This is a genomic window from Yoonia sp. 208BN28-4, from assembly GCF_037543925.1.
GTDB lineage: Bacteria > Pseudomonadota > Alphaproteobacteria > Rhodobacterales > Rhodobacteraceae > Yoonia.
This window is the reverse complement of the sequence record NZ_JBBIFY010000001.1, coordinates 161,582-184,379: the sequence shown is the minus strand read 5'-3', so window position 1 is coordinate 184,379 and position 22,798 is coordinate 161,582. Positions and strand designations below refer to the sequence as shown.

The 22,798-nt window shown below is 57.8% G+C and carries 18 protein-coding genes and 1 tRNA gene; 10 read left to right on the top strand and 9 right to left on the bottom strand.

Translation table 11 applies throughout. The annotated features are described in order from the left end of the window. Positions 1-136 precede the first annotated feature (136 nt). Positions 137-1,471, top strand: a complete 1,335-nt coding sequence (locus V8J84_RS00925) for a hypothetical protein (protein ID WP_339927661.1) — start codon at positions 137-139, stop codon at positions 1,469-1,471. Here the strand turns inward: V8J84_RS00925 and V8J84_RS00920 are convergent. From V8J84_RS00920 to V8J84_RS00890, 7 genes are all read right to left on the bottom strand, one after another. Continuing rightward, positions 1,448-2,167 (bottom strand): phosphocholine cytidylyltransferase family protein, encoded by a 720-nt coding sequence (locus V8J84_RS00920; RefSeq protein WP_339927659.1) that lies wholly within the window; start codon positions 2,165-2,167, stop codon positions 1,448-1,450. The two genes, V8J84_RS00925 and V8J84_RS00920, sit on opposite strands and share 24 nt — an antisense overlap. Continuing rightward, positions 2,164-2,760, bottom strand: a complete 597-nt coding sequence (locus tag V8J84_RS00915) for a gamma-glutamyl-gamma-aminobutyrate hydrolase family protein (RefSeq protein WP_339927657.1) — start codon at positions 2,758-2,760, stop codon at positions 2,164-2,166. The genes V8J84_RS00920 and V8J84_RS00915 overlap by 4 nt, the downstream gene beginning before the upstream one ends. Beyond that, positions 2,757-5,111 carry a PEP/pyruvate-binding domain-containing protein gene (locus tag V8J84_RS00910; protein ID WP_339927655.1) on the bottom strand — a complete coding sequence of 785 codons (2,355 nt, stop codon included), beginning with the start codon at positions 5,109-5,111 and terminating at the stop codon, positions 2,757-2,759. The genes V8J84_RS00915 and V8J84_RS00910 overlap by 4 nt, the downstream gene beginning before the upstream one ends. After that, on the bottom strand, positions 5,104-5,856 hold the full coding sequence (locus V8J84_RS00905) for a formyltransferase family protein (RefSeq protein ID WP_339927654.1): 753 nt from the start codon (positions 5,854-5,856) through the stop codon (positions 5,104-5,106). The genes V8J84_RS00910 and V8J84_RS00905 overlap by 8 nt, the downstream gene beginning before the upstream one ends. Continuing rightward, positions 5,846-6,388: a hypothetical protein gene (locus V8J84_RS00900; RefSeq protein ID WP_339927652.1), complete on the bottom strand. Its 543-nt coding sequence runs from the start codon at positions 6,386-6,388 to the stop codon at positions 5,846-5,848. Before V8J84_RS00900 ends, V8J84_RS00905 begins: the two co-directional genes overlap by 11 nt. Then, positions 6,385-6,930, bottom strand: a complete 546-nt coding sequence (locus V8J84_RS00895) for an adenylyl-sulfate kinase (RefSeq protein WP_339927650.1) — start codon at positions 6,928-6,930, stop codon at positions 6,385-6,387. Before V8J84_RS00895 ends, V8J84_RS00900 begins: the two co-directional genes overlap by 4 nt. A gap of 91 nt (positions 6,931-7,021) precedes the next feature. Beyond that, positions 7,022-7,567: a PAS domain-containing protein gene (locus V8J84_RS00890; protein ID WP_339927649.1), complete on the bottom strand. Its 546-nt coding sequence runs from the start codon at positions 7,565-7,567 to the stop codon at positions 7,022-7,024. A gap of 52 nt (positions 7,568-7,619) precedes the next feature. Here V8J84_RS00890 and V8J84_RS00885 point away from each other — a divergent pair, with 52 nt between their 5' ends. Together V8J84_RS00885 and V8J84_RS00880 are read left to right on the top strand one after the other, a co-directional pair. Then, positions 7,620-11,066: a CheR family methyltransferase gene (locus V8J84_RS00885; protein ID WP_339927648.1), complete on the top strand. Its 3,447-nt coding sequence runs from the start codon at positions 7,620-7,622 to the stop codon at positions 11,064-11,066. Positions 11,067-11,072: 6 nt separating this feature from the next. Then, positions 11,073-11,444, top strand: coding sequence for a response regulator (locus V8J84_RS00880; protein ID WP_339927647.1), 372 nt, complete (start codon positions 11,073-11,075; stop codon positions 11,442-11,444). A gap of 131 nt (positions 11,445-11,575) precedes the next feature. Here V8J84_RS00880 and V8J84_RS00875 read toward each other — a convergent pair. Then, a tRNA-Leu gene (locus V8J84_RS00875) sits at positions 11,576-11,662 on the bottom strand. Between the two features lie 177 nt (positions 11,663-11,839). Here V8J84_RS00875 and V8J84_RS00870 point away from each other — a divergent pair. Continuing rightward, positions 11,840-12,817, top strand: coding sequence for a complex I NDUFA9 subunit family protein (locus V8J84_RS00870; protein WP_339927646.1), 978 nt, complete (start codon positions 11,840-11,842; stop codon positions 12,815-12,817). On the opposite strand, the gene V8J84_RS00865 is transcribed toward V8J84_RS00870, so the two are convergent. Further along, complete coding sequence (locus tag V8J84_RS00865) at positions 12,814-13,611, bottom strand: undecaprenyl-diphosphate phosphatase (RefSeq protein WP_339927645.1); 798 nt, start codon at positions 13,609-13,611, stop codon at positions 12,814-12,816. The genes V8J84_RS00870 and V8J84_RS00865 overlap by 4 nt on opposite strands. Positions 13,612-13,825: 214 nt before the next feature. Between V8J84_RS00865 and V8J84_RS00860 the strand changes: the two genes are divergently transcribed. The 6 genes from V8J84_RS00860 to fzlA all read left to right on the top strand — a co-directional run bounded on the left by V8J84_RS00860 (position 13,826) and on the right by fzlA (position 22,778). Next, a complete protein-coding gene (locus tag V8J84_RS00860; RefSeq protein ID WP_339927644.1) occupies positions 13,826-15,259 on the top strand; it encodes an NAD(P)-dependent oxidoreductase in 1,434 nt (477 codons plus the stop codon). Between the two features lie 6 nt (positions 15,260-15,265). Beyond that, positions 15,266-16,039 carry a hypothetical protein gene (locus V8J84_RS00855; protein WP_339927642.1) on the top strand — a complete coding sequence of 258 codons (774 nt, stop codon included), beginning with the start codon at positions 15,266-15,268 and terminating at the stop codon, positions 16,037-16,039. A 44-nt stretch (positions 16,040-16,083) separates the two neighbouring features. Next, a complete protein-coding gene (locus V8J84_RS00850; protein WP_339927640.1) occupies positions 16,084-16,593 on the top strand; it encodes a hypothetical protein in 510 nt (169 codons plus the stop codon). Positions 16,594-16,642: 49 nt separating this feature from the next. Next, positions 16,643-21,175, top strand: a complete 4,533-nt coding sequence (gene gltB / locus V8J84_RS00845; RefSeq protein WP_339927638.1) for a glutamate synthase large subunit — start codon at positions 16,643-16,645, stop codon at positions 21,173-21,175. Between the two features lie 135 nt (positions 21,176-21,310). Beyond that, the gene (gene mtgA / locus V8J84_RS00840) at positions 21,311-22,045 is read left to right on the top strand and encodes a monofunctional biosynthetic peptidoglycan transglycosylase (protein ID WP_339927636.1); all 735 of its coding nucleotides are present in this window, start codon (positions 21,311-21,313) and stop codon (positions 22,043-22,045) included. 67 nt (positions 22,046-22,112) lie between these two features. Next, positions 22,113-22,778, top strand: coding sequence for an FtsZ-binding protein FzlA (fzlA, locus tag V8J84_RS00835; RefSeq protein WP_339927634.1), 666 nt, complete (start codon positions 22,113-22,115; stop codon positions 22,776-22,778). The last annotated feature ends 20 nt before the right edge of the window (positions 22,779-22,798 follow it).

Sequence of the window (22,798 nt, the reverse complement as noted above, 5' to 3'; positions counted from 1 at the left end):
CGTTATCGTCGCAATATCATGGATTTATGGTCGGCTGCGTGATGCGCATGCTTGTTTCCGCACCTTGCTGTATTTATCGCGTAAGCAAGCCAAGCAACAGGACAGCCGCACAGTGCACACCATTCGCAGCAATCTCATGAACGCATCGCTGGAGAAGGCCAAGACAAAGGCGGGAGCCAAGCTTGTGTTCGTCTGGGCGAATTCCAAGCCGCGTGTCATGACAATGTTGCCGATTGCGCGCGCACTGAGCCAAGTGGGTTACTGCGTGTTTATGGGGCTTCCCACATCTGTTGACGCAGATGGTGAGGAGTTTGCCGATTATGCAGATATCCGGTTCTTGCAGGTACAGACACGTGATCTGCACGCACTTTCCGCGATTGATGTCTGCATCGCGTCGGAGACCGCCATTGGCCATGCTCCGAACAAGGCCATAAGGATCGCGGTCTATCATTCTCTGCCCGATCATGCGCTGCGCTACGATTACGCCAATGTGTTCAAGCGCCGTCCGCAGTCGGTGGCTGAGTCGGATTTTTTCTGCATTTCGGTTCAGCAGAAAAGCAACGACTGGACCGTGGATAATTACAAAGACCTGACAGACAATCTGATGCCGGTGGCGCTGCTGAAATATCGCCGGAAAACGCTGACGATGGTGCCGCTTGGCTATCCCAAGATTGACCTGTTGATGTCAGAGGCTGGCACCGCACCGCAGCTAGACACGATTACGTATGCTCCGACCCAGACAGTGATGGCGTTCAGTTCTGTGCAGGAGTCAGGCGGTGATATCATCGGGATGCTGCTTGAAAACTTTCCGGACCACAGGATTGTTTTCCGCCCCTATCCCGGTGCCGACGTGGACATCCTTGCGCCCATGCTCGCCCAGTTTGCGGATGATGCGCGGTTCAGCGTTGATACCTCGCCCACCGGTCAGGACGATATGATGCGCAGCGCGGTCGTGATTACGGACCGGTCTTCGATTGCGATGTCCTATTCGCTTGGCCTTGCACGTCCGTCCGTCTTTTTCGCCATCGACGGTCTGGGTGGCAAAGACCCGGATGGTTTTGCGGCCTTTCATCCGGTCGGCTATCGTGCGGGGTCTATCGACGGGGTGAAGGCTGCCGTGAAAGACGCGCTTGCCAAATCTTGTGACATCGCGGCAAAGATCGAAAAGACGCGAGGCGATTATATCTACAATCCCGGTTCATCTGCGGCGTATCTGGCGCAGATTATGCCGGATATCATTGCAGGCACGGCGCGTGATGAATGGCTAAGTCTTCCCCGCGCACCGTTCGCCGCAACCGACAAGGCAATCGTTGCCGACCACATCAAGCAACTTTGTGCCAAGGTCGGCCCGCGCCACGCTGCAACGGTCAAGAAGCTGCTCAAGCGTGCCTTTGCCGAACAGGTCGTCCAGCCCAAGCCAAGTTTTCGGGTGCGTGTGTCCCGTGCCCTAAGGCGACTGGTAAAACGCTAGATCCTCAACGCTGTCCACTTCGCCCCATGGGCCAACGCAAGGAATGGCTTCGATCTTTGACCCGGCATCAATGAGATGTTGAAGTAAACCGGTCATATGAAGCGTGCGCGCAGCCTCGGCAGGCAGGGTCTGTCTGATTTTCTGTGCAGCGGCCCAGCTATCAGGCGTGAACCGCAACAGGCCCATATACTGTCCCTGCACTTCGGCCACATCCTTGGGTGTGTTACCGATCTCAACAAGGTGCGTGCCGTCAGCCGCAAGGCGGAATGTTTCGGCATCATCCAGCGGGTCTTCGAACCGTCCCGCCCAAAGGGCCTCCCAATCCGGATCGTAGGAGATTGCCAAGGGGGCTGTTGCGGTCTGCAATGCTGAAACGGTTTCGGCTGAATAGAAAATGTCGGAATAGCTGACGATCACAGGCGACGACGACAGCCATTCTTCAGCTGTGGCCAGTGATGTGACCATCTGCGTGTTCGCCCAGTCAGCGTTGTGAAAGGTGGCGTCACCGTAAGGGGCAAGCAAGTCCGCCTTATACCCTGTGACGATCCCGATCTGGGTGGCACCAGCTTTGCGCAAGGCATCACATTGCCGCGCAATCAGGGGTTTGCCGTTGAGCGCGACAAGCCCCTTTGGTTTGTCGTCTGTCAGGTGGCGCATCCGCGACCCGCGGCCAGCAGCAAGGATAATGGCTTTCATGTGATCAGGTCTTTCAGTCTGGCTATGTCATCAGGGTGCAGGGCATCGTCGCGTTCCGGGTGCCACATCCATCCCTCCCACGATCGGGTGTTGTGGCGTATCGCTTCGATCGCACCATCCGGCGTTTTGGCAAGAATACGGTATCCGTCGGGCGCGTTCATCAGCGCGAGGTTGTGGAAAGAGTTGACGGTCCTGTCACCCATGCCGTTAAGCGTGTGGCGGGTCGCGACGTGCCCGTCGATCATCTGACACGCTGTGCCAGCGATATGCGCTAGCATCTGCATTCCCCGACAAATGCCCAGCAGTGGAAGGTTTTGAACTGCAGCATGTGCGACCAGTGCGGCTTCCATATCATCGCGCGCAGCGTCCGCACCGATGTCACCGCCGCCGCTTAGGACGACCGCAGTGATATTGCATGCAGCACACCAGGCGGCCACATCCTGCGGCGCCAGCCCAGAAGGCACAGGCACAGGCCAGCCACCCGCCGCTTGCACAAAATCGGCCAGACGCACATCAAGCGCATCACGGGTTTCGTTGTATGGCGGTCCCGTGCGGTCACGGCGCTGGGTGATGGCAACAACGGGCCGGGTCACGCCAGAATCTCGATCCGGCGGGCGGCGCAATCTACCCGAATGCGTTTGGCCTTGGCCCATTGCGCAAACAGCTTTTCGCCCGCGCCAATGACGGCGGGGAGGCCCAATTCTCCTGCTCTGATCGCCATGTGGGAATTGACCCCGCCATAGGCCGTGACAAGCGCACCGATGTTATGGGCAAACAACCAGTCGAACCCGGGGTCTGCATTGGGAATAAAAACAACCGCGCCTGCAAGGGCTGCATGATTGTCTGATCCTGCGGTCAGGCTGACAATCGGGCCAGCGGCGGTATTACGGGTGACAAAGTTCGGCTCGGAGTCGTGGATTTTGAACGCTGTCACGTCGTCAGGCGTCGTAATCAGTGTGGGCAGCCAGACACTGCAGGCTTCGGCATATTGCGCGCGTCCGGCAGCGACAGACTGCGCGATCAGCTTGGCGGGGTCTTGCGTTGTGGCATGCAATTCCTTGATCAAGCCGATGTTGATGTGCGCCAGATCCTCTTTGTCAAAACCCATCTGGCCGCCCCAGTCCGTCAGGATCGCCAGCGCGTCCGACAGGTTCCTGCTAAAGACGAACTTGGCATATTCACGCAGTTGGATGCCTGCCTGCAGAAACTCCATCAGCTCGACCACGTCGATATTCAGGCCATGCTCTTTCAGGAGGCGGCGGATGTCCTGCATCTGCTGAAGCGACAGGCCGAACGGTTTATGCGGCGTGGCATCCGGTGCCGTATCCGTGCGACGGTCGGCCAGATAAAGGTCAGGAGCTTCGTCATAACGCGGCGAGGTGATATCGTAGGTGCCAGGCCGCAGGTGTCCGTAAAGCGACAGGAAACTGGTGCGATCAAGTCGCCCCAGATCGCGTGAAAACTGGCCCGATACCGTGTCGATCGACTGCATGAAGGCGTTGTAATCATCTTCGGTAAAAATGCCGGTCGCCACAAATGACCGTAGCATCTGCACCGCGATAAAACCTGCCCGTGCCAGACCGGCAAAGGGCAGCGTGCCATAGCGACGGCAGTCTTCCAGCAGCCAGTAAATCCGTGACAGCGGCGACATATCCGAAGACATGATCTTTTGATGGCGGTCACGCAGAATTTCGATCTTTTGCGCGTCAAGCCGCCACAGGCCCTGCTTGTGCTCGATGATCCGATTGGTCAGATCACGCAGGTGGGTGCCAAGCGTTTCGCATTCCGCCGCGCTGAAACCGGCATCGCGCAGCTTTGACATGCGCTCGGGCAGATCAAGTGAATAGCACGAATAGACGATCTCGAATTCGACCTTGTCATGCAGTGCGGGCGCATGGGTCAGCCGTTCGATGTAGTAGTCGACCAGTTTTTGCGCCAGACCGCTGTCCAGATCGGACGGGATGAAGGAATTGAACGACAGGCGCACGTCGATAAACGGGTGTCCTGCGAATGTCTGGACCAGTGGAAAGCTGCGCAGGTTGCGGTATCCGTAGTTGTCCCGCTGATAGGCCCACGTCGCGTCCGTCACCAGATCGCGGTAAAGCGATAGCGCCAGCGGACGGGGCCGCACGCCGATGATCTCTGCGGGATTCCAGTCTGGCATGACGCCGTAAACGGTGGATTGCCCTGCCAGAAACAGGTGCGGGCGCATGCCTTCGGTGACCTTTGCCTTGATCCGGTCAATCAGTGCGGTGTGATCGGCCGCAGGCATTGGTGTCAGCCCGTCTGCCAGTGCAAGCGGGCGGGCTTGCAGCAGCACCAAGGTCTGGTCCTCGCCAGTCACGGCAAATTCAATATCCAGCGGGGTGTCGGGGAAAATACCTTCCAGCTCTGCCAGTAGGGCAAACACCGGCTGCAAATCCGCTGGCACATTGGGCGCATCGGCAAGCCCGACAAATGTCTCTGTATCATCCAGCCCTGCGGTGACGGCGCTGGTGTCCGTGCCACGGTGGATCGAGATCACGCGGTAAGGCGCGCCGGTTGTGGGGTCGTGGGTGAAGGCCACACCTGACAGCACCACATCGCGCAGCATGGGCTGGATCAACACCTCGTCCGCTGCCGACCGGCTGTCACCATAAGACGCGATGACATCGTCAATCGCTTGTGTCAGTGCGGCGGTGTCCTGAATGTGCGCAATCGATGTGAACGCACCAGCCATCGAGGCGCCAGCGCGATCCTCTGCCACTGCTGATGAACGTGCGATCAGCCCGCCGGACACATCAAGCTGCGCCGCAATCTGTGCGATGGCTGAGGATTTGTCAGCGATCCAGTCAGCGCAGGTTTGCGTGACCTGTGGCAAAATGCTGGCCTGTTTGATATGGCCGCGCAAGCTGTCCAGCGTCTGCGATTTGGTTGAAAGCGCGGGCGTGGTCATGTCAGTCATCCCCGCTGCCATAAACAGCGATATGTTTCAGCACGGGATGGATCACGAAATAGGTCTCGTCTTTTTCGTCCTCGGATGGGTTCTCGGACGGCCAAGCGGATGTGGCGGCATAGCTTTCCAGCACGTCGCATAAAACCACGGCCCGTGCGGCGCTGTCGTGCAGATGATCCAACATGGTGCGGTCGGGTGGTGTGGGGAATGTCGCCCGCTTGATCACAGGCCCACCATCAAGGTCGGCGGTCAGGAAGATGGCGGATGCGCCAATCCGGTCCTGCGCGATCATCGCGAAATAATTCGTGGTGCTGCCTTTGAACGATGGCACCCAACCGCCGTGGACATGCAGAAAGTCCACGCCCGTATCCAGCACATCCTGCCGCAATATCTGACCGCCGTAGCCTGCGTAAATCATCACGCTCTCGGACCGCGCGGCGATGGCTGCCACCACCTCGGGGTCGTTGATGTTTGTGGTGTCGAGCATCTCAACCGGTGCGCCCAGCGCTGCCAGATCATCGGCAAGAGCGGTGTTCGGATCGAAATGCCCCGCTTGCCACAGCGTATCATCATCGGCGTGGGCGGGAGTTGTGGGCAGCACGGTTTTGCTTTGTCCCGGCAGGTTTGATTTTGCCGACGCCAGCGCGATCACGGCAGCGGGGCGCAACCCGCGACGCACCATGTTCTGGATATAGGCCCGGCTGCGTGTCGTATCCGTGGCCAGCATGATCACATCGTTCAAATCAGTGGTCATCTGTCAGCCCCTTTTGACGCATCAGCGTGCGGATGGCGGCCATCTCTGATGTCAGGGCAGCGGCCAGATCAAAGCCAACCGATGCCTGCGCTGCTGGCGATTGTGATGTCAGAAGATCCGTTAGTTTGATCAGCGCGTTCAGGTCACGCAAGCTGCCGTCACGATCGTATTTTTCAGCCACAAACCTGGCCAGCCGCGCATAAAGCGCAAGGTTGTCAAAAGGCCCAAAGCCCTTGCGCAGCCGCGTATCGTAGCGTGCGTAAATCTTGCGGGTGACCTCGAACCGCTGTACCAGCTTATCCAGCGTCGCGTCATCCGGAGTGGCGTCCAGAAGGCGCGCGGTGTCCATCTGATCATCGGAATGATCAGGCCCCAGCTTAAGACTGGCAGGTTCGGCAGCGCCCAAGGCCGCGATTTTGTCAGCGCGATCGGCAAGGTAAGCATCCAGAAATTCAGGCCCCTGCAACGCGGTGTAGAAATACCGCTCGGGTTTTTCCATCAAGTCGGGCTGGTTGTAGCGATACGCGGTCATTTGGCGTCTATAATCCTGTCAGCAATCGGCGCAACATGCGCCATCAACCCGTCGCGCCCCTGATCGTTGCGGATGGTCAGATCGGGGGTTTGCGGGACGGGGAATGTCAGATCAAGCCCTGCGACGGAAGATGTCTCGCCCTTGGCGTAGCGGGCATATAGCCCTTTGACATCGCGATCCTGCAAGTCGGCCAGTGGGGCATCAATGAAAACTTCGTAGTAGCTGCTGACCGACTTTCGCAATTCCGCGCGGTGTTCGGGAAACAGTGACAGAATGGCGCAGACCACGTGTTGGTCCTGATCATCAAGCCATTTGCAAAGCTGCATCATCCGCCACGAATTTGCGCGACGGCTGTCCATGTCGTGGCCAAGGTCGTCGTGAAACACGGTGCGGATCACATCGCCGTCCAGTGATACGATGTTGGGGGCGGTTTCGCGGACACGCGCGACCACAGCATCGGCCAGCGTTGTCTTACCTGCACCTGACAGGCCGATCATCCAGACAATCAAAAGTGTCCCTTTCCGCAATATTTTGAAGCGCATTTCGCGGCACAGACTAGATGGATTTTGTCGGGGTTACGATATGTGCCGCTGCACTTTTTGCAATTGTCTGCTTGTGGTGGTCAGTGGCTGGTCAGGCGCGTTTCATTTCGTTCAGGATCATCCATGAATTCAGCAGGCGCGTGGCCGAGTCTGACGCGATACGTCGCCGCTGAAGCCTTATCCGCAAGGCCGCGTCGGACACTTTGTCAATCGCGCGATCACCGATGGTGGGGGCTACGTTGTTCAAGATATCAAGGTCAGCCTCGCTTAGCTCGAACTGGGTACCGACGGCAAACTGCATCTTCGTGTTTTGGTCACCCACGTGATCCAGCAGCAAAAGATTGGCAAACTGGCTGCCGTCCTTGCGTCTGTTCTGAAGCACGACCTGCGTTCTGCGTCCGCTCTGCAACGCAAGCCTGATCTCTGCGCGGGCCTCGGTATTCTCAAGATCACCTTGCAAGAACCGGCAGTTTTGGCCCAGTTGTTCTTCGCCATAGCCCGTCATGTCGCGGAACTGCGCATTCATGAAGATCAATGGTTGGTCCGGTAGAGTCAAATCCGACAAACTCAGTGCGAATGGAAGGCCTTCTAGCGTTCCAGCCAAACTGCCGAGTTTGAGTTTTTGATTGATACTCATGCTCGGTGTCCTTTATTCAAGCGCAAGTAAATTATAGGCTGAGCCAGTCAAGATGTCCAAAACTACCAATCCCGATCTTCCGATTGTCGTGGGGGTCGGTGCCTCGGCCGGCGGGCTGGAAGCATTCCAGCTTTTCGTAAAAGGGCTTCCTGACGTCCACGATCTGGTGATCGTGCTGGTGCAACACCTTGATCCACACCACGAAAGCCTGATGCCCGAACTGGTCGCGGCACGCACCAAATCACCGGTGCACAGCGTTCAGAACAACATGACTGTTGAGCCGGGTCACATCTATCTGATCCCGCCCGGTTTCGAGATGGAGATCAAGGGCACCACACTTAACCTGACGGAATTTGACTCTCCGCGTGGTTTGCGCCGCCCGATTGACCATTTCTTCGAAAGCCTTGCGCGCGAATACGGCGAACACGCAATCGCGGTTGTTCTGTCAGGCACGGGCAGTGACGGGGCCAATGGCGCCCGAGAAGTCAAAGGTGCTGGCGGTCTGGTTTTCGTGCAGGACCCTGCGCAGGCCAAATATGACGGCATGCCGCAAAGCGTTCTGGACCTGAGTGGCGCGGATGTTGTGTCGGACGCCGAAGAGATCATTGATGTTGTGCGGGACTACTTCAACCTGCGGCAAGGCGCCCATGGTGGCTTTGATACCGACGACGAATTTTTGGCCCGCGTCATGCGCCACGTCCGTTTCCGGACGGGTCACGATTTTTCCGAATACAAAATGGCGACCATGCAGCGGCGAATTGCCGTGCGCATGTCGGTGCTGAACATTTCGGCCCCGTCGGATTATCTTGCGTATCTGGTCGACACGAAGACCGAAGCGGATATGCTGTTCCGCGATCTGTTGATCAACGTGACCAGCTTTTTCCGCGACGAGGATCATTTCGAAACTCTGCGCACGGAAGTGATCCCCGAACTGGTCGAACAGACCGAAGACCACGGCGAATTGCGGGTCTGGGTCGCTGGGTGTTCTACTGGTGAAGAGGCGTATTCCATTGCGATGTTGGTGGCCGAAGAGGTCAGCCGCGTCGACAAGCAGTGCAATATCGTTGTCTTTGGAACCGACATCGATGAACAGGCCTTGGCCGCGGCGCGTCAGGGGCGCTATCCGGATTCGTCTGTGCTGACGATCCCGGAGGATTTTCGCGAACGCTATTTCAAGGCCCATCAAGGCGGCTATGAAGTGGGGCCGCGCCTGCGCGAAATGGTTCGGTTTTCGCGGCACAGCTTTATCAAAGACCCGCCGTTCTCGAAACTTGATCTGGTGTCGTGCCGCAACGTGCTGATCTATCTCAAAGACAGCCTTCAGGAACTCACAAGTCGGGTATTTCACTATGCGCTGCGCGAAGGCGGCTATCTGTTTCTTGGACCAAGCGAGAATCCTCGCGCGCTGTTGACCCATTTCACGGAAGTGTCCGCGCGCGCGCGGGTCTTTACGCGCCGGCCAGGTCCGTCACGGCCTTTGAACCTTGGAAGTCTGTCGGGTGCTGTTTTGAACAGGCCGATGAAATCCGACAAAAACACCGGATCGTCGCGGGCCCATTCCAGCCTGGATGAGCTGTTGCTGGAAGAATTCATGCCTGGCTATCTGCATGTGGATAGCGACGGGAAGGTTTTGTTTTCCTCACCTACGGCAAGCAAATATCTGGCGATCCGCAGCGGGAAGGTGTCGACGAATATCTTCAACATTGTGGCGCCTGAACTGGAGACAACATTCCGGCGCGTGTCGCGGCTTGACCAAAAGGTCGGGTCAAAGGCCGAATTTGAATACCAAGGCGAGATTGACGGTCAGCCCGTCCGCCTGATCGTGGCGGCACGTCGTCTGGAAGACGGCACACAGCTTTTCGTGATCCGTGACAAGCTTGATCTGTTGGACACCCGCCCAAGCCGCAGCAGCGATCTGTCGTCCAAGCAAGACGCCTACGTATCGCAGCTTGAGAACGAACTGGACGAAGCAAAAGAAGAAGTCCGGTCGGCGACCGAAGAGCTTGAGACATCTAACGAAGAGCTGAAAAGCTCGAACGAAGAAATGATGTCGATGAACGAAGAGCTGCAATCGGCCAACGAAGAGCTGACGACGATCAACGATGAACTCCAGCAAAAGCTGCGTGAGCTTCACCAGTTGAATGTCGATTTGCAGAACTTTGTGCAAAGTGCGCGGGTGCCGACGGTCTTCCTCGATGAAGACCTGCGCCTGTTGCGATTTACGCCCGAAGCGGAAGAATACTTCAGCTTTACCGAAGCCGACATCGGCCGCAAACTGGCTGACCTGAACGCGCAGATCGATCAGGCGAAGCTGATCGATATGTGCCATAAAACAGTGACTGACGAACGCGAGCGCGAAACGGAATTCCAGACCAAAGACGATGAAACGGTCTTGGAGTTGCACGTCATGCCATTTTCGCCCGACGGTAAAGCTCAGCGCGGTGTTGTGTTCACCCTGCAAGACGTCACCGATCTGCGCAAAGCGGTTGAGGCCGCAGAACTGGCGCAGGTGTCCGCCGAAATCCAACGCAATGAAGTTGAGCAGATCTACAGATCCAGTCCGATGGCGATGGGTCTGATCGCGACAGACATGACTTACGTGCGGCTCAACGAAAAGCTAGCCGAGATCAACGGCGTCCCTGCCGACCAGCATATCGGACGCACAATTGAGGAAATCATTCCCGAGGTCGCCGAGCATACAAAGCGTCTTGTGCAACAGGTACTGGAAACGCGGCTGCCCATTTTTGGCGAACGTGTCCATGGCAGCACGCGCACCGATCCGAACAACCGCAGAGTTTGGGAAAGCGATTGGCTGCCGTTCTATACAGATGGTGAACTGACCGGCGTTTCGGTGAACGTGCGTGATGTGACAGATCAGGTGGAAACGGCAGACAACCTGCGCCAGATCATGCGAGAGCTTGAGCATCGCGTGAAGAACATGCTGTCGAACGTGAATGCGCTGATTAACCGCGCCTCGCGAGAGGCCACCAGCGACCAGCATATTTTCACGACCCTGATGAACCGGATTCATGCGCTGTCGAAAACCCATGCCCTTTTGACATCCGAACAGTGGTCGTCAGCCCCTTTGCGCAGCGTGATCGAACCCGAGACTGTCGATGTATATGGCGCGGACCGTGTCGCGCTGTCAGGCCCGAACATCCGCCTGTCCGCCGAGGCAACGCTGGCGATTGGCATGGCGGTGCACGAGTTGGCAACAAACGCCGTGAAGTATGGCGCATTCTCGGTGCCGGAAGGCACTGTCAGCCTGTCGTGGTCGCGGATCAACGATGCAGAAAGCGACAGGCTTGTGCTGGAATGGAAAGAACAGGGCGGCCCGGCGGTGACAGAACCTCAGGATGCAGGCTTTGGATCGCAGCTGATTTCGTCCACGCTGGAAGGCAGTCTTGACGGCGATGTGACACGTCACTGGGAACCAAATGGTCTGCGCGTGGTTATCGCCCTAGAATTTAGCGAAGTGACAGCAGCCAAAAGCGAATGACGTTCTGTGTTTGATGACTTGAAAATCCTCTATCTCGAAGACGAGATTATCGTGGCAATGGAAACTACGGCTCATCTTGAGTCGCTGGGTTTTGACACTGTTGCGGTGGCCTACAAGCTGTCCAAGGCGCAGGACGCTGTGGCGCAGGAAGATTTTGACATCGCATTGCTTGATATTAACGTGGGCCGCGGCGAGACCAGCGTCGCGCTGGGCGAGGCGTTGGCCGAAAAGGGCACACGCGTTGTTTTTGCTTCGGGTAACAGCAGTGCCGCTCGGGACTTGCGTGGTCGCGGTTTTGCATTTCTCGACAAACCGTTTTCGCACAGCGCCCTGACCCAAGAGCTCGAAGCCGCTCTGGAGCCGTCCGAGACCGAGTAGGCAACAGCGTCTGCTCATCAGCGGACGAGAAATGTGTCAGGCGGGCGACCTTCACCGACAACGATAGAATCCACAAACCAGCATCTTGGCGCTTGGCCAGATGGTCTATTGTTTTCATGCTATCGGGAATGTGGTGCCCAGGAGAGGACTCGAACCTCCACGTCCATACAGACACCAGCACCTGAAGCTGGCGCGTCTACCAATTCCGCCACCTGGGCAGGTCACGTGAGGGCGATTTAGACAGGGCGCGGGGGGCTGTCAACGGGATTCCGACAGGCAAATGCGACAAAGTGCATCCATGCCCCAATCGGCGCCGAGTTATCGCGTCATTTCGCCTTGTTCGCGCGGGGGCAGGGGGATACACCCTGATGCAGATTTTGTCGCGAGGCCATCCCATGTCACAGCTTGTCACCATCTTCGGCGGTTCCGGTTTTGTCGGACGTTACATCGCACGGCGCATGGCCAAGGCGGGCTGGCGTGTGCGTGTGGCCTGCCGCAATCCCAATGAAGCAATGTTCGTGCGCACCTACGGTGCCGTGGGTCAGGTGGAACCTGTCTTTACAAACATCCGCGACGATGCGTCGGTGGATGCGGTCCTCACAGGGGCTGATGCCGTTGTGAACTGCGTGGGCGTTCTGGCCGAAGCTGGCAAGAACACATTTGATGCCGTTCAGGCCGAAGGTGCGGCGCGCGTTGCACGGCTTGCTGCGGCGGCTGGTATCACCCGCATGGTGCAAATCTCGGCCATCGGCGCGGATAAAGACGCCGACAGCCAGTACGCACAGACAAAGGCAGAAGGCGAAGAGGGCGTGCTTGCGCATATGCCAAACGCGCTGATCCTGCGCCCGTCGATTGTGTTCGGGCCAGAGGACGAGTTTTTCAACCGCTTCGCGTCCATGTCGCGCTTGGGTCCGGTACTGCCCGTGATTGGTGCGAACACGCGTTTTCAGCCGGTCTATGTTGATGATGTTGCCGCTGCGGCGGAAAAGGGCATCACCGAGGGTGTGAGCGGTGTTTACGAGCTGGGCGGACCGGACGTGCACAGCTTCCGCGAGCTGATGGCGATCATGCTGGATACCGTGCGCCGCCGCCGCCTTGTGATCAATATCCCGTTCTTTATGGCGCGGATCATGGCCTTCGGTTTTGGTGTGCTTCAGTTCCTGACGCTTGGTCTGGTCAAGGCACCTGTGACCAAGGATCAGGTGATCAACCTTGGCGTTGATAACGTCGTGTCCGAAGATGCCAAAGGTTTGGCTGATCTGGGTATTCGCCCCACGTCGCTTGAGGCGGTGCTGCCAGACTACCTGTGGCGCTTCCGCCCGTCGGGTCAATATGCGGCGATCAAGGAATCAGCGCGGAACCTGCGGTCCTAGGTATAGGCGATCACCAACAGGATGCTGCCAAAGATCACGCGGTAGATCACGTAGGGCGTGTAGCTGATCGACTGGAGCAGTTTCATCATTAGTGACAGCGCCAGCAAGGCTGCGACGCAGGACATCACCGCAACAATCGCGATATCGCCCAAAACATTGGGCGTCCCGATCACATCAAGCGATAGCAATGCGGCGGACGCGATGATGGTTGGGATCGACATCAGCATCGACAGACGCGCGGCGTCCCGCCGTTCGTAGCCCAGAAAACGTGCGCCGGTGATTGTGATGCCGGACCGCGATGTTCCGGGGATCAGCGCAAGACATTGCCACAGGCCCATCGTCACCGCGTGTTTCAGTGTCCAGCTTTCTGCGCTGCGGGTCACCGGGCCTTTTTGGTCGGCCCAGTACAAGACGATCCCGAAAATCAGCATGGTCCAGCCGATGACCGCGATACCGCGCATTGCGTCGGCAAGGCCGGTCAGCTTCAGGAACAGACCAAACAGGATCACGGGGATCGTGGCGATCAGCAGGCAAAGGGCGAGGAATGCGCCTTGTGTATCGACCTTCCCGCGCAGCAGCCGCAGCGTTCCCGCCAGTGCCAGACGGACGTCAGCCCAGAAATAAACGATCACCGCGACAAGCGTGCCGATGTGGGCGGCCACGTCAATCACCTGACCCTGATCATCAAGCCCCGTCAAAGACGGCAAAAGGATGAGGTGACCCGATGAACTGATCGGCAGGAATTCGGTAATACCCTGAATCAATGCGATGAGGAGTAGATTAAAAGTCGTCATGGCCCACCTGATTGATTCGTTACCTGCAACATAGACCCAATGGATTCAGGGAAAAGAGTCGATGTAGGTTACATAACGGACCTAAATTTTGCAGAAATTGGTGCGACACTTGTGCAGGAACTCGTGAAAATTGTAAAATAGGTCAGTATTGTTGACTTTTCATTCCCGAAAGCCAACGCTAGAAGCTGCGTAAGTGGTAACGGAGGGCGGGCATATGGCTGGTCAGAAAATGCTGAAGTTCACAAAAGTAGAACGGGATATGCCGGAGAAGCGTGCGCCCAATCTACGCAATCAGGATTTCAACGAGATTTACGCCGAGTACGCACGTGACAAGGCTGCCGAGCAGGCAAGCCGGTGTTCGCAGTGTGGCGTGCCTTATTGCCAGTCGCACTGCCCGTTGCACAACAACATCCCTGACTGGCTGCGCCTGACAGCCGAAGGGCGGTTGGAGGAGGCTTATGAGATTTCTCAGGCCACCAATACCTTCCCCGAAATTTGTGGCCGCATCTGCCCGCAGGACCGTCTGTGCGAAGGCAACTGCGTGATCGAACAGTCCGGCCACGGCACAGTGACCATCGGGTCGGTCGAGAAATACATCACTGACACTGCGTTCGAGCAGGGCTGGGTGAAGCCGATCCGCCCGCACACTGAGCGCCCCGAGAGCGTTGGCATCATCGGTGCTGGGCCCGGTGGTCTTGCGGCTGCCGACATGCTGCGCCGCGAAGGCGTGCAGGTCACTGTCTATGATCGCTATGATCGCGGTGGCGGTTTGCTGACTTACGGTATCCCCGGCTTTAAGCTGGAGAAAGATATCGTCATGCAGCGGATGGCGCAACTTGAGGATGGCGGCGTTGAGTTTGTGCTCAATTGCAACGTGGGTGAGGACCTGTCGTTTGATGCCATCCGTGGCAAGCACGATGCAGTGCTGATCGCCACGGGTGTTTACAAGACACGCGACCTTGATGCGCCCGGCAGCGATGCTGATGGCATTGTCCGCGCGATTGATTTCCTGACCGCTTCCAACCGCAAAAGCTTTGGCGACGTGGTTGAAGAATTTGAAAGCGGTGAGCTGAACGCAGCCGGCAAGAAGGTCGTCGTCATTGGCGGCGGTGATACCGCAATGGACTGCGTGCGCACCGCGATCCGCCAAGGGGCGGAAAGCGTGAAGTGTCTTTATCGTCGTGACCGTGCCAACATGCCCGGGTCACAGCGCGAAGTGCAGAACGCCGAAGAAGAAGGCGTGGAATTTGTCTGGCTTGCCGCCCCGACAGGGTTCGAGGGCAAAAGCATCACAGGTGTGAAGGCCAAGCGCATGCGCCTTGCAGCCCCCGATGCAACAGGCCGCCAGATGCCGGAATTGATCGAAGGGTCCGACTATATCGAAGAAGCCGATCTTGTGATCAAGGCATTGGGCTTTGAGCCTGAGGACCTGCCAAAGCTTTGGGGCGAGAAGGAATTGGAAGTGACCCGTTGGGGCACGATCAAGGCCAAGTTCACAACGGGCGAGACAAGCCTGCCGGGCGTCTATGCCGCTGGCGATATCGTGCGCGGTGCGTCGCTTGTTGTCTGGGCGATCAAGGACGGTCGTGACGCGGCAGAGGCCATCATGGGCTATCTGTCACAATCGCAAACCGTCGCAGCGGAGTAGGTGATTATGACCCGTAATTCCCATGGCACAACCCGTGCACTGAGCGTGCACAGCGCGTGCACAGCAAAATTCCACGCTGCGACAGCCTCGCTGACCTTTTTTGCCGCAGCGCTTGTTCTGGCCCTGCCCGCGTTCGGGCAAAGCACGCCCGAGACATTCAGCCTGCCCGCAGGGTGCGATGCCTATCTGACCGTGCAGGGTGCTGATTGTTCGGTCGATCACCACTTTACCTGCGAGGGCGATCCACAGGGCTACAAAAGTCGTGCAAGTCTTGATGAAAACGGCATGACCTATATCGGCACCGTTGATGACGAAGCGCAGTGGATGACCAGCTTTCACGTGTTTTCAAACCATTCCGAACGGCTGAGCGACAGCAACGCTGATCCCGCGTCGATCTCGGAACTGATCGAAAACGGTATCGACACCTACGATTTCACAACCCAGTCGGACGAGATTGGTGTGTCGCGTTACGTCGGGCAAGACAGCCTCACTGGCCGTCAGATCACCATTGACGATGTGACGCTGGACGAAACCCAATACAACATCACTGCTTATGATGGTGACGGGTCGATCATGTGGCAGTCGGAAGGTAATGAATTCATCAGCCGCAACTGGCGCATGTTCCTGTCGGGCACGACAACTGTCACCACGCCTGACGATACGTTTGATCTGAACGGATCACCGGTTGAGTTCATCTTTCCGGGTGAGCCGGGCTTTTTGTCGGCCAACCCCAAGCATGGCTGCGGCGTTGAAATGTCCAGCTATCAGGTGACGCCATGATGCTGCGGGTTGCACTTGCGTTGGGGATCGTCCCGTGCGCTGCCATGGCAGATGATTGGACGTATTCACTGCGGATCGTAGGCGATGCGGTGACGGAATACCGCGAGAGCGGTGACCGTCTGTTTGTTGGCACCGAAACCAACGGGCCGTGGAACGGATCGGAGATTTACCAGTCTGTTCCGGCAACGCCGCAGACGGATTGTGACTTTGCGCAAGCCTACGAAATTGACCACTACGTTGGCGTCGGGCCTGATTATCTTTTGCAGGTTCTGATTACGTTTGAACGCAATGCTGATGACAGCTGGTCTGGCGTGTCGCCCGATATCTACTTTGATGTCTACGATGGTGCAGGGCAAAACGACGCTGATCCGGTCAGCTATTTTGCCGAAGACGGAACCGCCAAGGTGCAGTCGTTGACCTGCGTGGATGATGTCGTGACCGCACGCTACAGCTTCCGTGGCACATTGCAGGGTGATGGCGGTGCGACCACGCCGTTGCAGATTTCCGGGACCGGCACCGCGACGATGCCCGTCTACCCCTACGAAGATTACTGATTTTCTGCGGCCGCACAGCACGCAGGCCGCGCTCCGAGAGGATACGACCATGACAACATATGATGACAACTGGGTTGCTGCCGAAGAAGCCAAGCGCGCGTATATGGACGCGCACGGGCTTTATAAGACCGAGGATGAACATTCGTCCTGCGGTGTGGGGCTTGTTGTGGCAATCGACGGCAGCAAATCACGTGCCGTGGTCGAAAACGGCATCTCTGCCCTCAAGGCGATCTGGCACCGTGGTGCTGTTGATGCCGACGGCAAGACAGGCGATGGCGCGGGTATCCACGTGCAAATTCCGGTGGAGTTCTTTTACGATCAGGTCCGCCGCACGGGGCACGAGCCGGATCAGAACAAGCTGATTGCCGTTGGGCAGGTATTCCTGCCGCGCACAGACTTTGGCGCGCAGGAACGCTGCCGCACAATCGTGGAATCCGAAGTGCTGCGCATGGGTCACTACATCTACGGCTGGCGGCACGTGCCGGTGGATATCACCTGTCTGGGCGACAAGGCCAACGCGACCCGCCCCGAGATCGAGCAGATCCTGATCCGTAATGAAAAGGGCCTGTCCGAAGAAGCGTTCGAGCGCGAGCTTTACATCATCCGCCGCCGGATCGAAAAAGCTGTCACCGCTGCTGGTATTGCCGGTTTCTATTGCTGTTCGCTGTCGTGCCGTTCGATCATCTACAAAGGCATGATGCTGGCCGAGCAGGTCGCGGAGTTTTACCCCGACCTTATGGACGAGCGGTTCGAGAGCGCGTTTGCGATCTATCACCAGCGCTATTCCACCAACACCTTCCCGCAGTGGTCACTGGCACAGCCGTTCCGCATGCTGGCCCACAACGGCGAGATCAACACGCTGAAGGGCAACGTGAACTGGATGCGCAGCCACGAAATTCGCATGGCGTCCGGTGCGTTTGGCGATAGTGCGGAAGACATCAAGCCGATCATCCCGTCGGGTGCGTCGGACTCAAGCGCGCTCGATTCCGTGTTCGAGGTGCTTGTGCGGGCAGGGCGCGATGCGCCGATGGCCAAGACAATGATGGTGCCAGAAGCATGGTCGCAGCTTGCCAACGAAATGCCAGAGGCATGGCGCGATATGTATGGCTACTGCAACTCCGTGATGGAGCCGTGGGACGGGCCTGCTGCGCTTGCCATGACAGACGGGCGCTGGGTTTGCGGCGGTCTGGACCGCAACGGTCTGCGCCCCATGCGCTATGTCGTGACAGGTGACGGCCTGCTGATCGCAGGCTCCGAAGTTGGCATGGTCGCCGTAGACGAAGCCACGATTGTGGAAAAAGGCGCGCTTGGCCCAGGTCAGATGATCGCGGTTGATATGACCGAAGGAAAGCTGTTCCACGACACCGAACTGAAGGACAAGCTGGCTGCGTCGCAGCCGTTTGGCGAATGGATCGAAAAGGTTGTGAACCTCAACGATATCCTAAGCGATGTGCCAGAAAAGCCGCTGTTTGACGGGGCCGAATTGCGCAAGCGTCAGGTTGCTGCGGGCTATTCCATCGAAGAGCTTGAGCAGGTGCTGGCCCCGATGGCCGAGGACGGCAAGGAAATGATCGCGTCGATGGGTGACGACACGCCAAGTGCTGTGCTGTCCAAGACCTATCGCCCGCTGTCGCATTTCTTCCGTCAGAACTTCTCTCAGGTGACAAACCCGCCAATTGACAGCCTGCGCGAAAGCCGCGTTATGAGCCTGAAAACGCGGTTCGGAAACCTCAAGAACGTGCTGGACGAAGACAGCAGCCAGACCGAAATTCTGGTTCTGGAAAGCCCGTTTGTCGCCAACGCTGAATTTGACGAGATGGTCAAACAGTTTGGCGAAAGCGTCGCGTTCATCGACTGCACGTTCGAGGCTGGCCCTGATGCCCTGCGCAAAGGTCTGGAGCGTATCCGGTCCGAGGCGGAAGACGCTGTGCGGTCCGGTGCGGGTCACATCGTGCTGACAGACCAGCATCAGGATTACAGCAAGATCGCGATGCCGATGATCCTTGCGACCAGTGCGGTGCACAGCGGTCTGACACGCAAAGGACTGCGGACGTTCTGTTCGCTGAATGTGCGGTCGGCTGAATGTATTGATCCGCATTACTTTGCCGTGCTGATCGGCTGCGGTGCGACGACCGTGAACGCCTATCTGGCGCAGGACAGCATTGCTGACCGTCTGAGCCGTGGTCTGATCGACGGTAACCTAACAGATGCCACAATGCGCTATCGTGCAGCGATTGATGCAGGTCTGCTGAAGATCATGTCGAAGATGGGCATTTCGGTACTGTCGTCCTATCGCGGTGGCCTGAACTTTGAGGCCGTGGGTCTGGGGCGCGCGATGTGCGCGGAATACTTCCCCGGCATGCAAAGCCGCATTTCCGGCATCGGCACCATCGGTATCCAGTCCAAGCTGGAAGAAGTGCACGCCGCTGGCTGGAAGGGTGGCAAGGACGTTCTGCCAATTGGTGGCTTCTACAAAGCGCGCCGTTCGGGTGAAAAGCACGCGTGGGAAGCGCAGACGATGCACATGCTGCAAGCTGCTTGTGCGAAGTCGTCCTATGCGCTGTGGCAGCAGTATTCCAAGTCGATGCAGGCGAACCCGCCGATCCATCTGCGTGATCTGCTGGCGATCAAGCCACTGGGTAACCCTGTGCCGCTTGAGGAAGTCGAAAGCATCACGTCGATCCGTAAGCGTTTTGTGACGCCGGGCATGTCGCTGGGTGCCTTGTCGCCCGAGGCACACCGCACGCTATCGATTGCGATGAACCGGATTGGTGCGAAGTCGGATTCCGGTGAAGGTGGCGAGAGCCCCGATGATTTCACGCCGGAACCAAATGGCGATAACGCCAGCGCGAAGATCAAGCAGGTGGCATCGGGTCGTTTTGGTGTGACAGCAGAATATCTGCTGGCCTGTGAAGAGCTTGAGATCAAGGTCGCACAGGGTGCCAAGCCCGGTGAGGGTGGTCAGCTGCCCGGCATGAAGGTCACTGACCTCATTGCCAAACTGCGCCATTCGACAAAGGGCGTGACGCTGATCTCGCCGCCGCCGCACCATGATATCTATTCGATCGAGGATCTGGCGCAGCTGATCTACGACCTCAAGCAGATCAACCCGAAGTGTAAGGTGACTGTGAAGCTGGTGGCGTCTTCGGGTGTCGGCACGATTGCGGCAGGTGTCGCCAAGGCGAAGGCGGATATCATTCTGGTGTCCGGCCACAATGGCGGCACAGGCGCGTCGCCCGGCACGTCGATCAAATACGCGGGTCTGCCGTGGGAGATGGGTCTGACCGAGGCGCATCAGGTGCTTGCCATGAACAACCTGCGCGAGCGTGTGACGCTGCGCACGGATGGTGGCCTGCGCACGGGGCGTGACATTGTCATGGCTGCGATGATGGGCGCCGAGGAATACGGCATTGGCACCGCTGCGCTGATCGCGATGGGCTGCATCATGGTGCGTCAGTGTCAGAGCAACACATGCCCTGTGGGTGTGTGTACGCAGGACGAAGATTTGCGCGCCAAGTTCACAGGCAACGCGGACAAGGTGGTCAACCTGATCACATTCTACGCCACCGAAGTGCGCGAAATCTTGGCCGAGATCGGTGCACGGTCGCTTGATGATGTGATCGGACGTGCGGACCTGCTGGCGCAGGTGTCGCGTGGGTCGGCGCATCTGGACGATCTGGACCTGAACCCGCTTTTGATTACCGTCGATGGTGCGGGTCAGATCAAGTATGACGTCAACAAGCCGCGCAATGCGGTGCCTGACACGCTGGATGCGCAGATCGTGAAGGACGCGGAACGCTTCCTGAAGGATGGCGAGAAGATGCAGCTGGAATATGCGGTGCAAAACACGCTGCGGACCATCGGTACGCGGACCAGTAGCCACATTGTTGCGAACTTCGGTATGCGTAACGACCTGCAACCCGATCACCTGACGGTAAAGCTGCGCGGCTCTGCTGGGCAATCGCTGGGTGCTTTTGCGGCACCGGGTCTGAAGCTGGAAGTCTCGGGCGATGCCAACGATTACGTCGGCAAGGGTCTGTCAGGCGGCACGATTGTGATCCGTCCGCAGATGGCCTCGCCTCTGGTGGCGTCCGAGAACACGATCATCGGCAACACGGTGCTTTATGGTGCAACAGACGGGAAACTGTTTGCGGCTGGCCGTGCGGGTGAACGCTTTGCCGTGCGCAACTCTGGCGCGTCGGTGGTGATCGAAGGCTGCGGCACAAACGGGTGTGAATACATGACCGGCGGAGTTGCTGTGATCCTTGGGTCCATCGGTGCCAACTTTGGTGCGGGCATGACCGGCGGGATGGCTTATGTCTACGATCCTGACGGGGCAGCGGCTGACCTGATCAACATGGAAACGCTGGTGACATGCCCCGTGACCGTGGATCACTGGGAAATGCAGCTTAAAGGTCTGATCCAGCAACATCTGGATGAAACCGACAGTCGCAAGGCGGCAGACATTCTCCAGCATTGGGATATCGAACTAAGCCATTTTGTGCAGGTTTGCCCCAAAGAAATGCTGGTGCATCTGCCAGCCCCGTTGACCGTTGAGGAAACTGCCATTCCTGCCGAGTAAGCGGCGAAACGACTGACAATCATCGACCCGACGCTGTGCAAATGGCGTCGGGTTTTCTTTGGCGAAAAGCCACAATGGCGATTGTTTCCATTTTTCACAGCTTGACCGGTGGAACCGACAGGGGAACATAGGGTTATGGCAAAATCGAGCACCAAAAAGAAAAAGCCTGCCGCACGATCAAAAGCCCGCACCAAGCGGAGCTTGATGTCGCGCGTCAAACGGCTGTTTATCTTTGGAGGATTGGCGGTTTTGAGCCTGATAGTTGTTGCCACGTTTGCGGTTGGTTTGATGAACCCGCCGACCACGCCCTACATGTATTCCGAAGGCCGCCGTCTGGGTGGTGTCACGCAAGACTGGGTGGCGATGGAAAATATCGCGCCAGTGATGGCGCGATCGGCCGTCGCGGCAGAGGATGCGAATTTCTGCCTGCACTGGGGGCTGGACGTCAATGCAATCCGCGCCACGATTGATCGCGGCGGCAACGGTGGTGCATCGACCATCAGCCAGCAGACGGTGAAGAATGTTTTCTTGTGGCACGGACGGTCCTGGGCGCGTAAAGCGATGGAGGCACTCTGGACACCGCTGACCGAGGCGGTCTGGTCCAAGCGGCGTATCCTTGAGGTCTATCTGAATATCGCTGAATTTGATGAGGGCGTCTTTGGTGTGCAGGCGGCGTCGCAGCATTATTTTGGTGTAAACGCCCGCGATCTGAGCCCGACACAGGCGGCCCGCCTTGCCGCGATCCTGCCCAGCCCCAAGAACCGGTCTGCCTCAAATCCGTCCAGCTTTGTGCGCCAAAGGGCGGCGTCAATTCTTGATGGTGCCGCAACAATCGAGGCGGATGGCCGCGCGGCCTGCTTTGAAGACTAAGCCGCCCATTGATCCCAAGCAGCGCATGCGGCATTTAGGTCGTATCCCCGAAAGGTAAGCGCCACAGATGAACCGTCTTTATCATTACCCGCTGTCACCATTTTCCCGCAAAGTGCGCTTGTCGCTGGCCGAGAAAAAGATCGAGGTGGAACTGGTCGAAGAGCGGTATTGGGAACAGGACAGCGATTTCCTGCGTCGTAATCCCGCTGGCAAGGTGCCGGTGCTGAAGATGGGCAATCGCACGATGGCCGACAGCACAGCGATTTGCGAATATCTGGAAGAGGCGCATCCGACACCGAACCTGTTGCCCAAAGGACCGGAGGCCCGCTATGAGGCGCGCCGCCTTGTGGGCTGGTTTGACGACAAGTTTTACCGCGAAGTCACAGCCAAGCTGGTGGGCGAGCGTGTATTCCGCAAGGTGATGGGCACAGGCTATCCGGACAGCGCCAACGTGAAGGCCGGATCAAAGGCGGTGAAATACCATCTTGATTACATGGCGCAGCTGCTGGACCAGCGGCGCTGGCTGGCGGGCAATGACATGTCATTGGCCGATTTTGCGGCGGCGGCGCAGTTGTCGTGTCTGGATTACATCTCGGACGTGGACTGGAACCGGTCAGAGGTCGTGAAGGACTGGTATGCGAAGATCAAATCGCGGCCATCGTTCCGGTCTTTGCTGGCCGATCAGCTTCCAGGTTTTCCGCAGCCACGGCACTATGCTGACCTTGATTTTTGAATTGGCTTGTGGGGGGCGGT

Coding starts and splice junctions, on each gene's coding strand:
- V8J84_RS00905 (WP_339927654.1), bottom strand. CDS start 5,856: ATGACCACTGATTTGAACGATGTGATCATGCTGGCCACGGATACGACA.
- V8J84_RS00870 (WP_339927646.1), top strand. CDS start 11,840: ATGTCACAGCTTGTCACCATCTTCGGCGGTTCCGGTTTTGTCGGACGT.
- V8J84_RS00890 (WP_339927649.1), bottom strand. CDS start 7,567: ATGAGTATCAATCAAAAACTCAAACTCGGCAGTTTGGCTGGAACGCTA.
- gltB (WP_339927638.1), top strand. CDS start 16,643: ATGACAACATATGATGACAACTGGGTTGCTGCCGAAGAAGCCAAGCGC.
- V8J84_RS00850 (WP_339927640.1), top strand. CDS start 16,084: ATGGCAGATGATTGGACGTATTCACTGCGGATCGTAGGCGATGCGGTG.
- V8J84_RS00910 (WP_339927655.1), bottom strand. CDS start 5,111: ATGACTGACATGACCACGCCCGCGCTTTCAACCAAATCGCAGACGCTG.
- V8J84_RS00925 (WP_339927661.1), top strand. CDS start 137: ATGAACGCATCGCTGGAGAAGGCCAAGACAAAGGCGGGAGCCAAGCTT.
- V8J84_RS00860 (WP_339927644.1), top strand. CDS start 13,826: ATGGCTGGTCAGAAAATGCTGAAGTTCACAAAAGTAGAACGGGATATG.
- mtgA (WP_339927636.1), top strand. CDS start 21,311: ATGGCAAAATCGAGCACCAAAAAGAAAAAGCCTGCCGCACGATCAAAA.
- fzlA (WP_339927634.1), top strand. CDS start 22,113: ATGAACCGTCTTTATCATTACCCGCTGTCACCATTTTCCCGCAAAGTG.
- V8J84_RS00855 (WP_339927642.1), top strand. CDS start 15,266: ATGACCCGTAATTCCCATGGCACAACCCGTGCACTGAGCGTGCACAGC.
- V8J84_RS00920 (WP_339927659.1), bottom strand. CDS start 2,167: ATGAAAGCCATTATCCTTGCTGCTGGCCGCGGGTCGCGGATGCGCCAC.
- V8J84_RS00895 (WP_339927650.1), bottom strand. CDS start 6,930: ATGCGCTTCAAAATATTGCGGAAAGGGACACTTTTGATTGTCTGGATG.
- V8J84_RS00900 (WP_339927652.1), bottom strand. CDS start 6,388: ATGACCGCGTATCGCTACAACCAGCCCGACTTGATGGAAAAACCCGAG.
- V8J84_RS00865 (WP_339927645.1), bottom strand. CDS start 13,611: ATGACGACTTTTAATCTACTCCTCATCGCATTGATTCAGGGTATTACC.
- V8J84_RS00885 (WP_339927648.1), top strand. CDS start 7,620: ATGTCCAAAACTACCAATCCCGATCTTCCGATTGTCGTGGGGGTCGGT.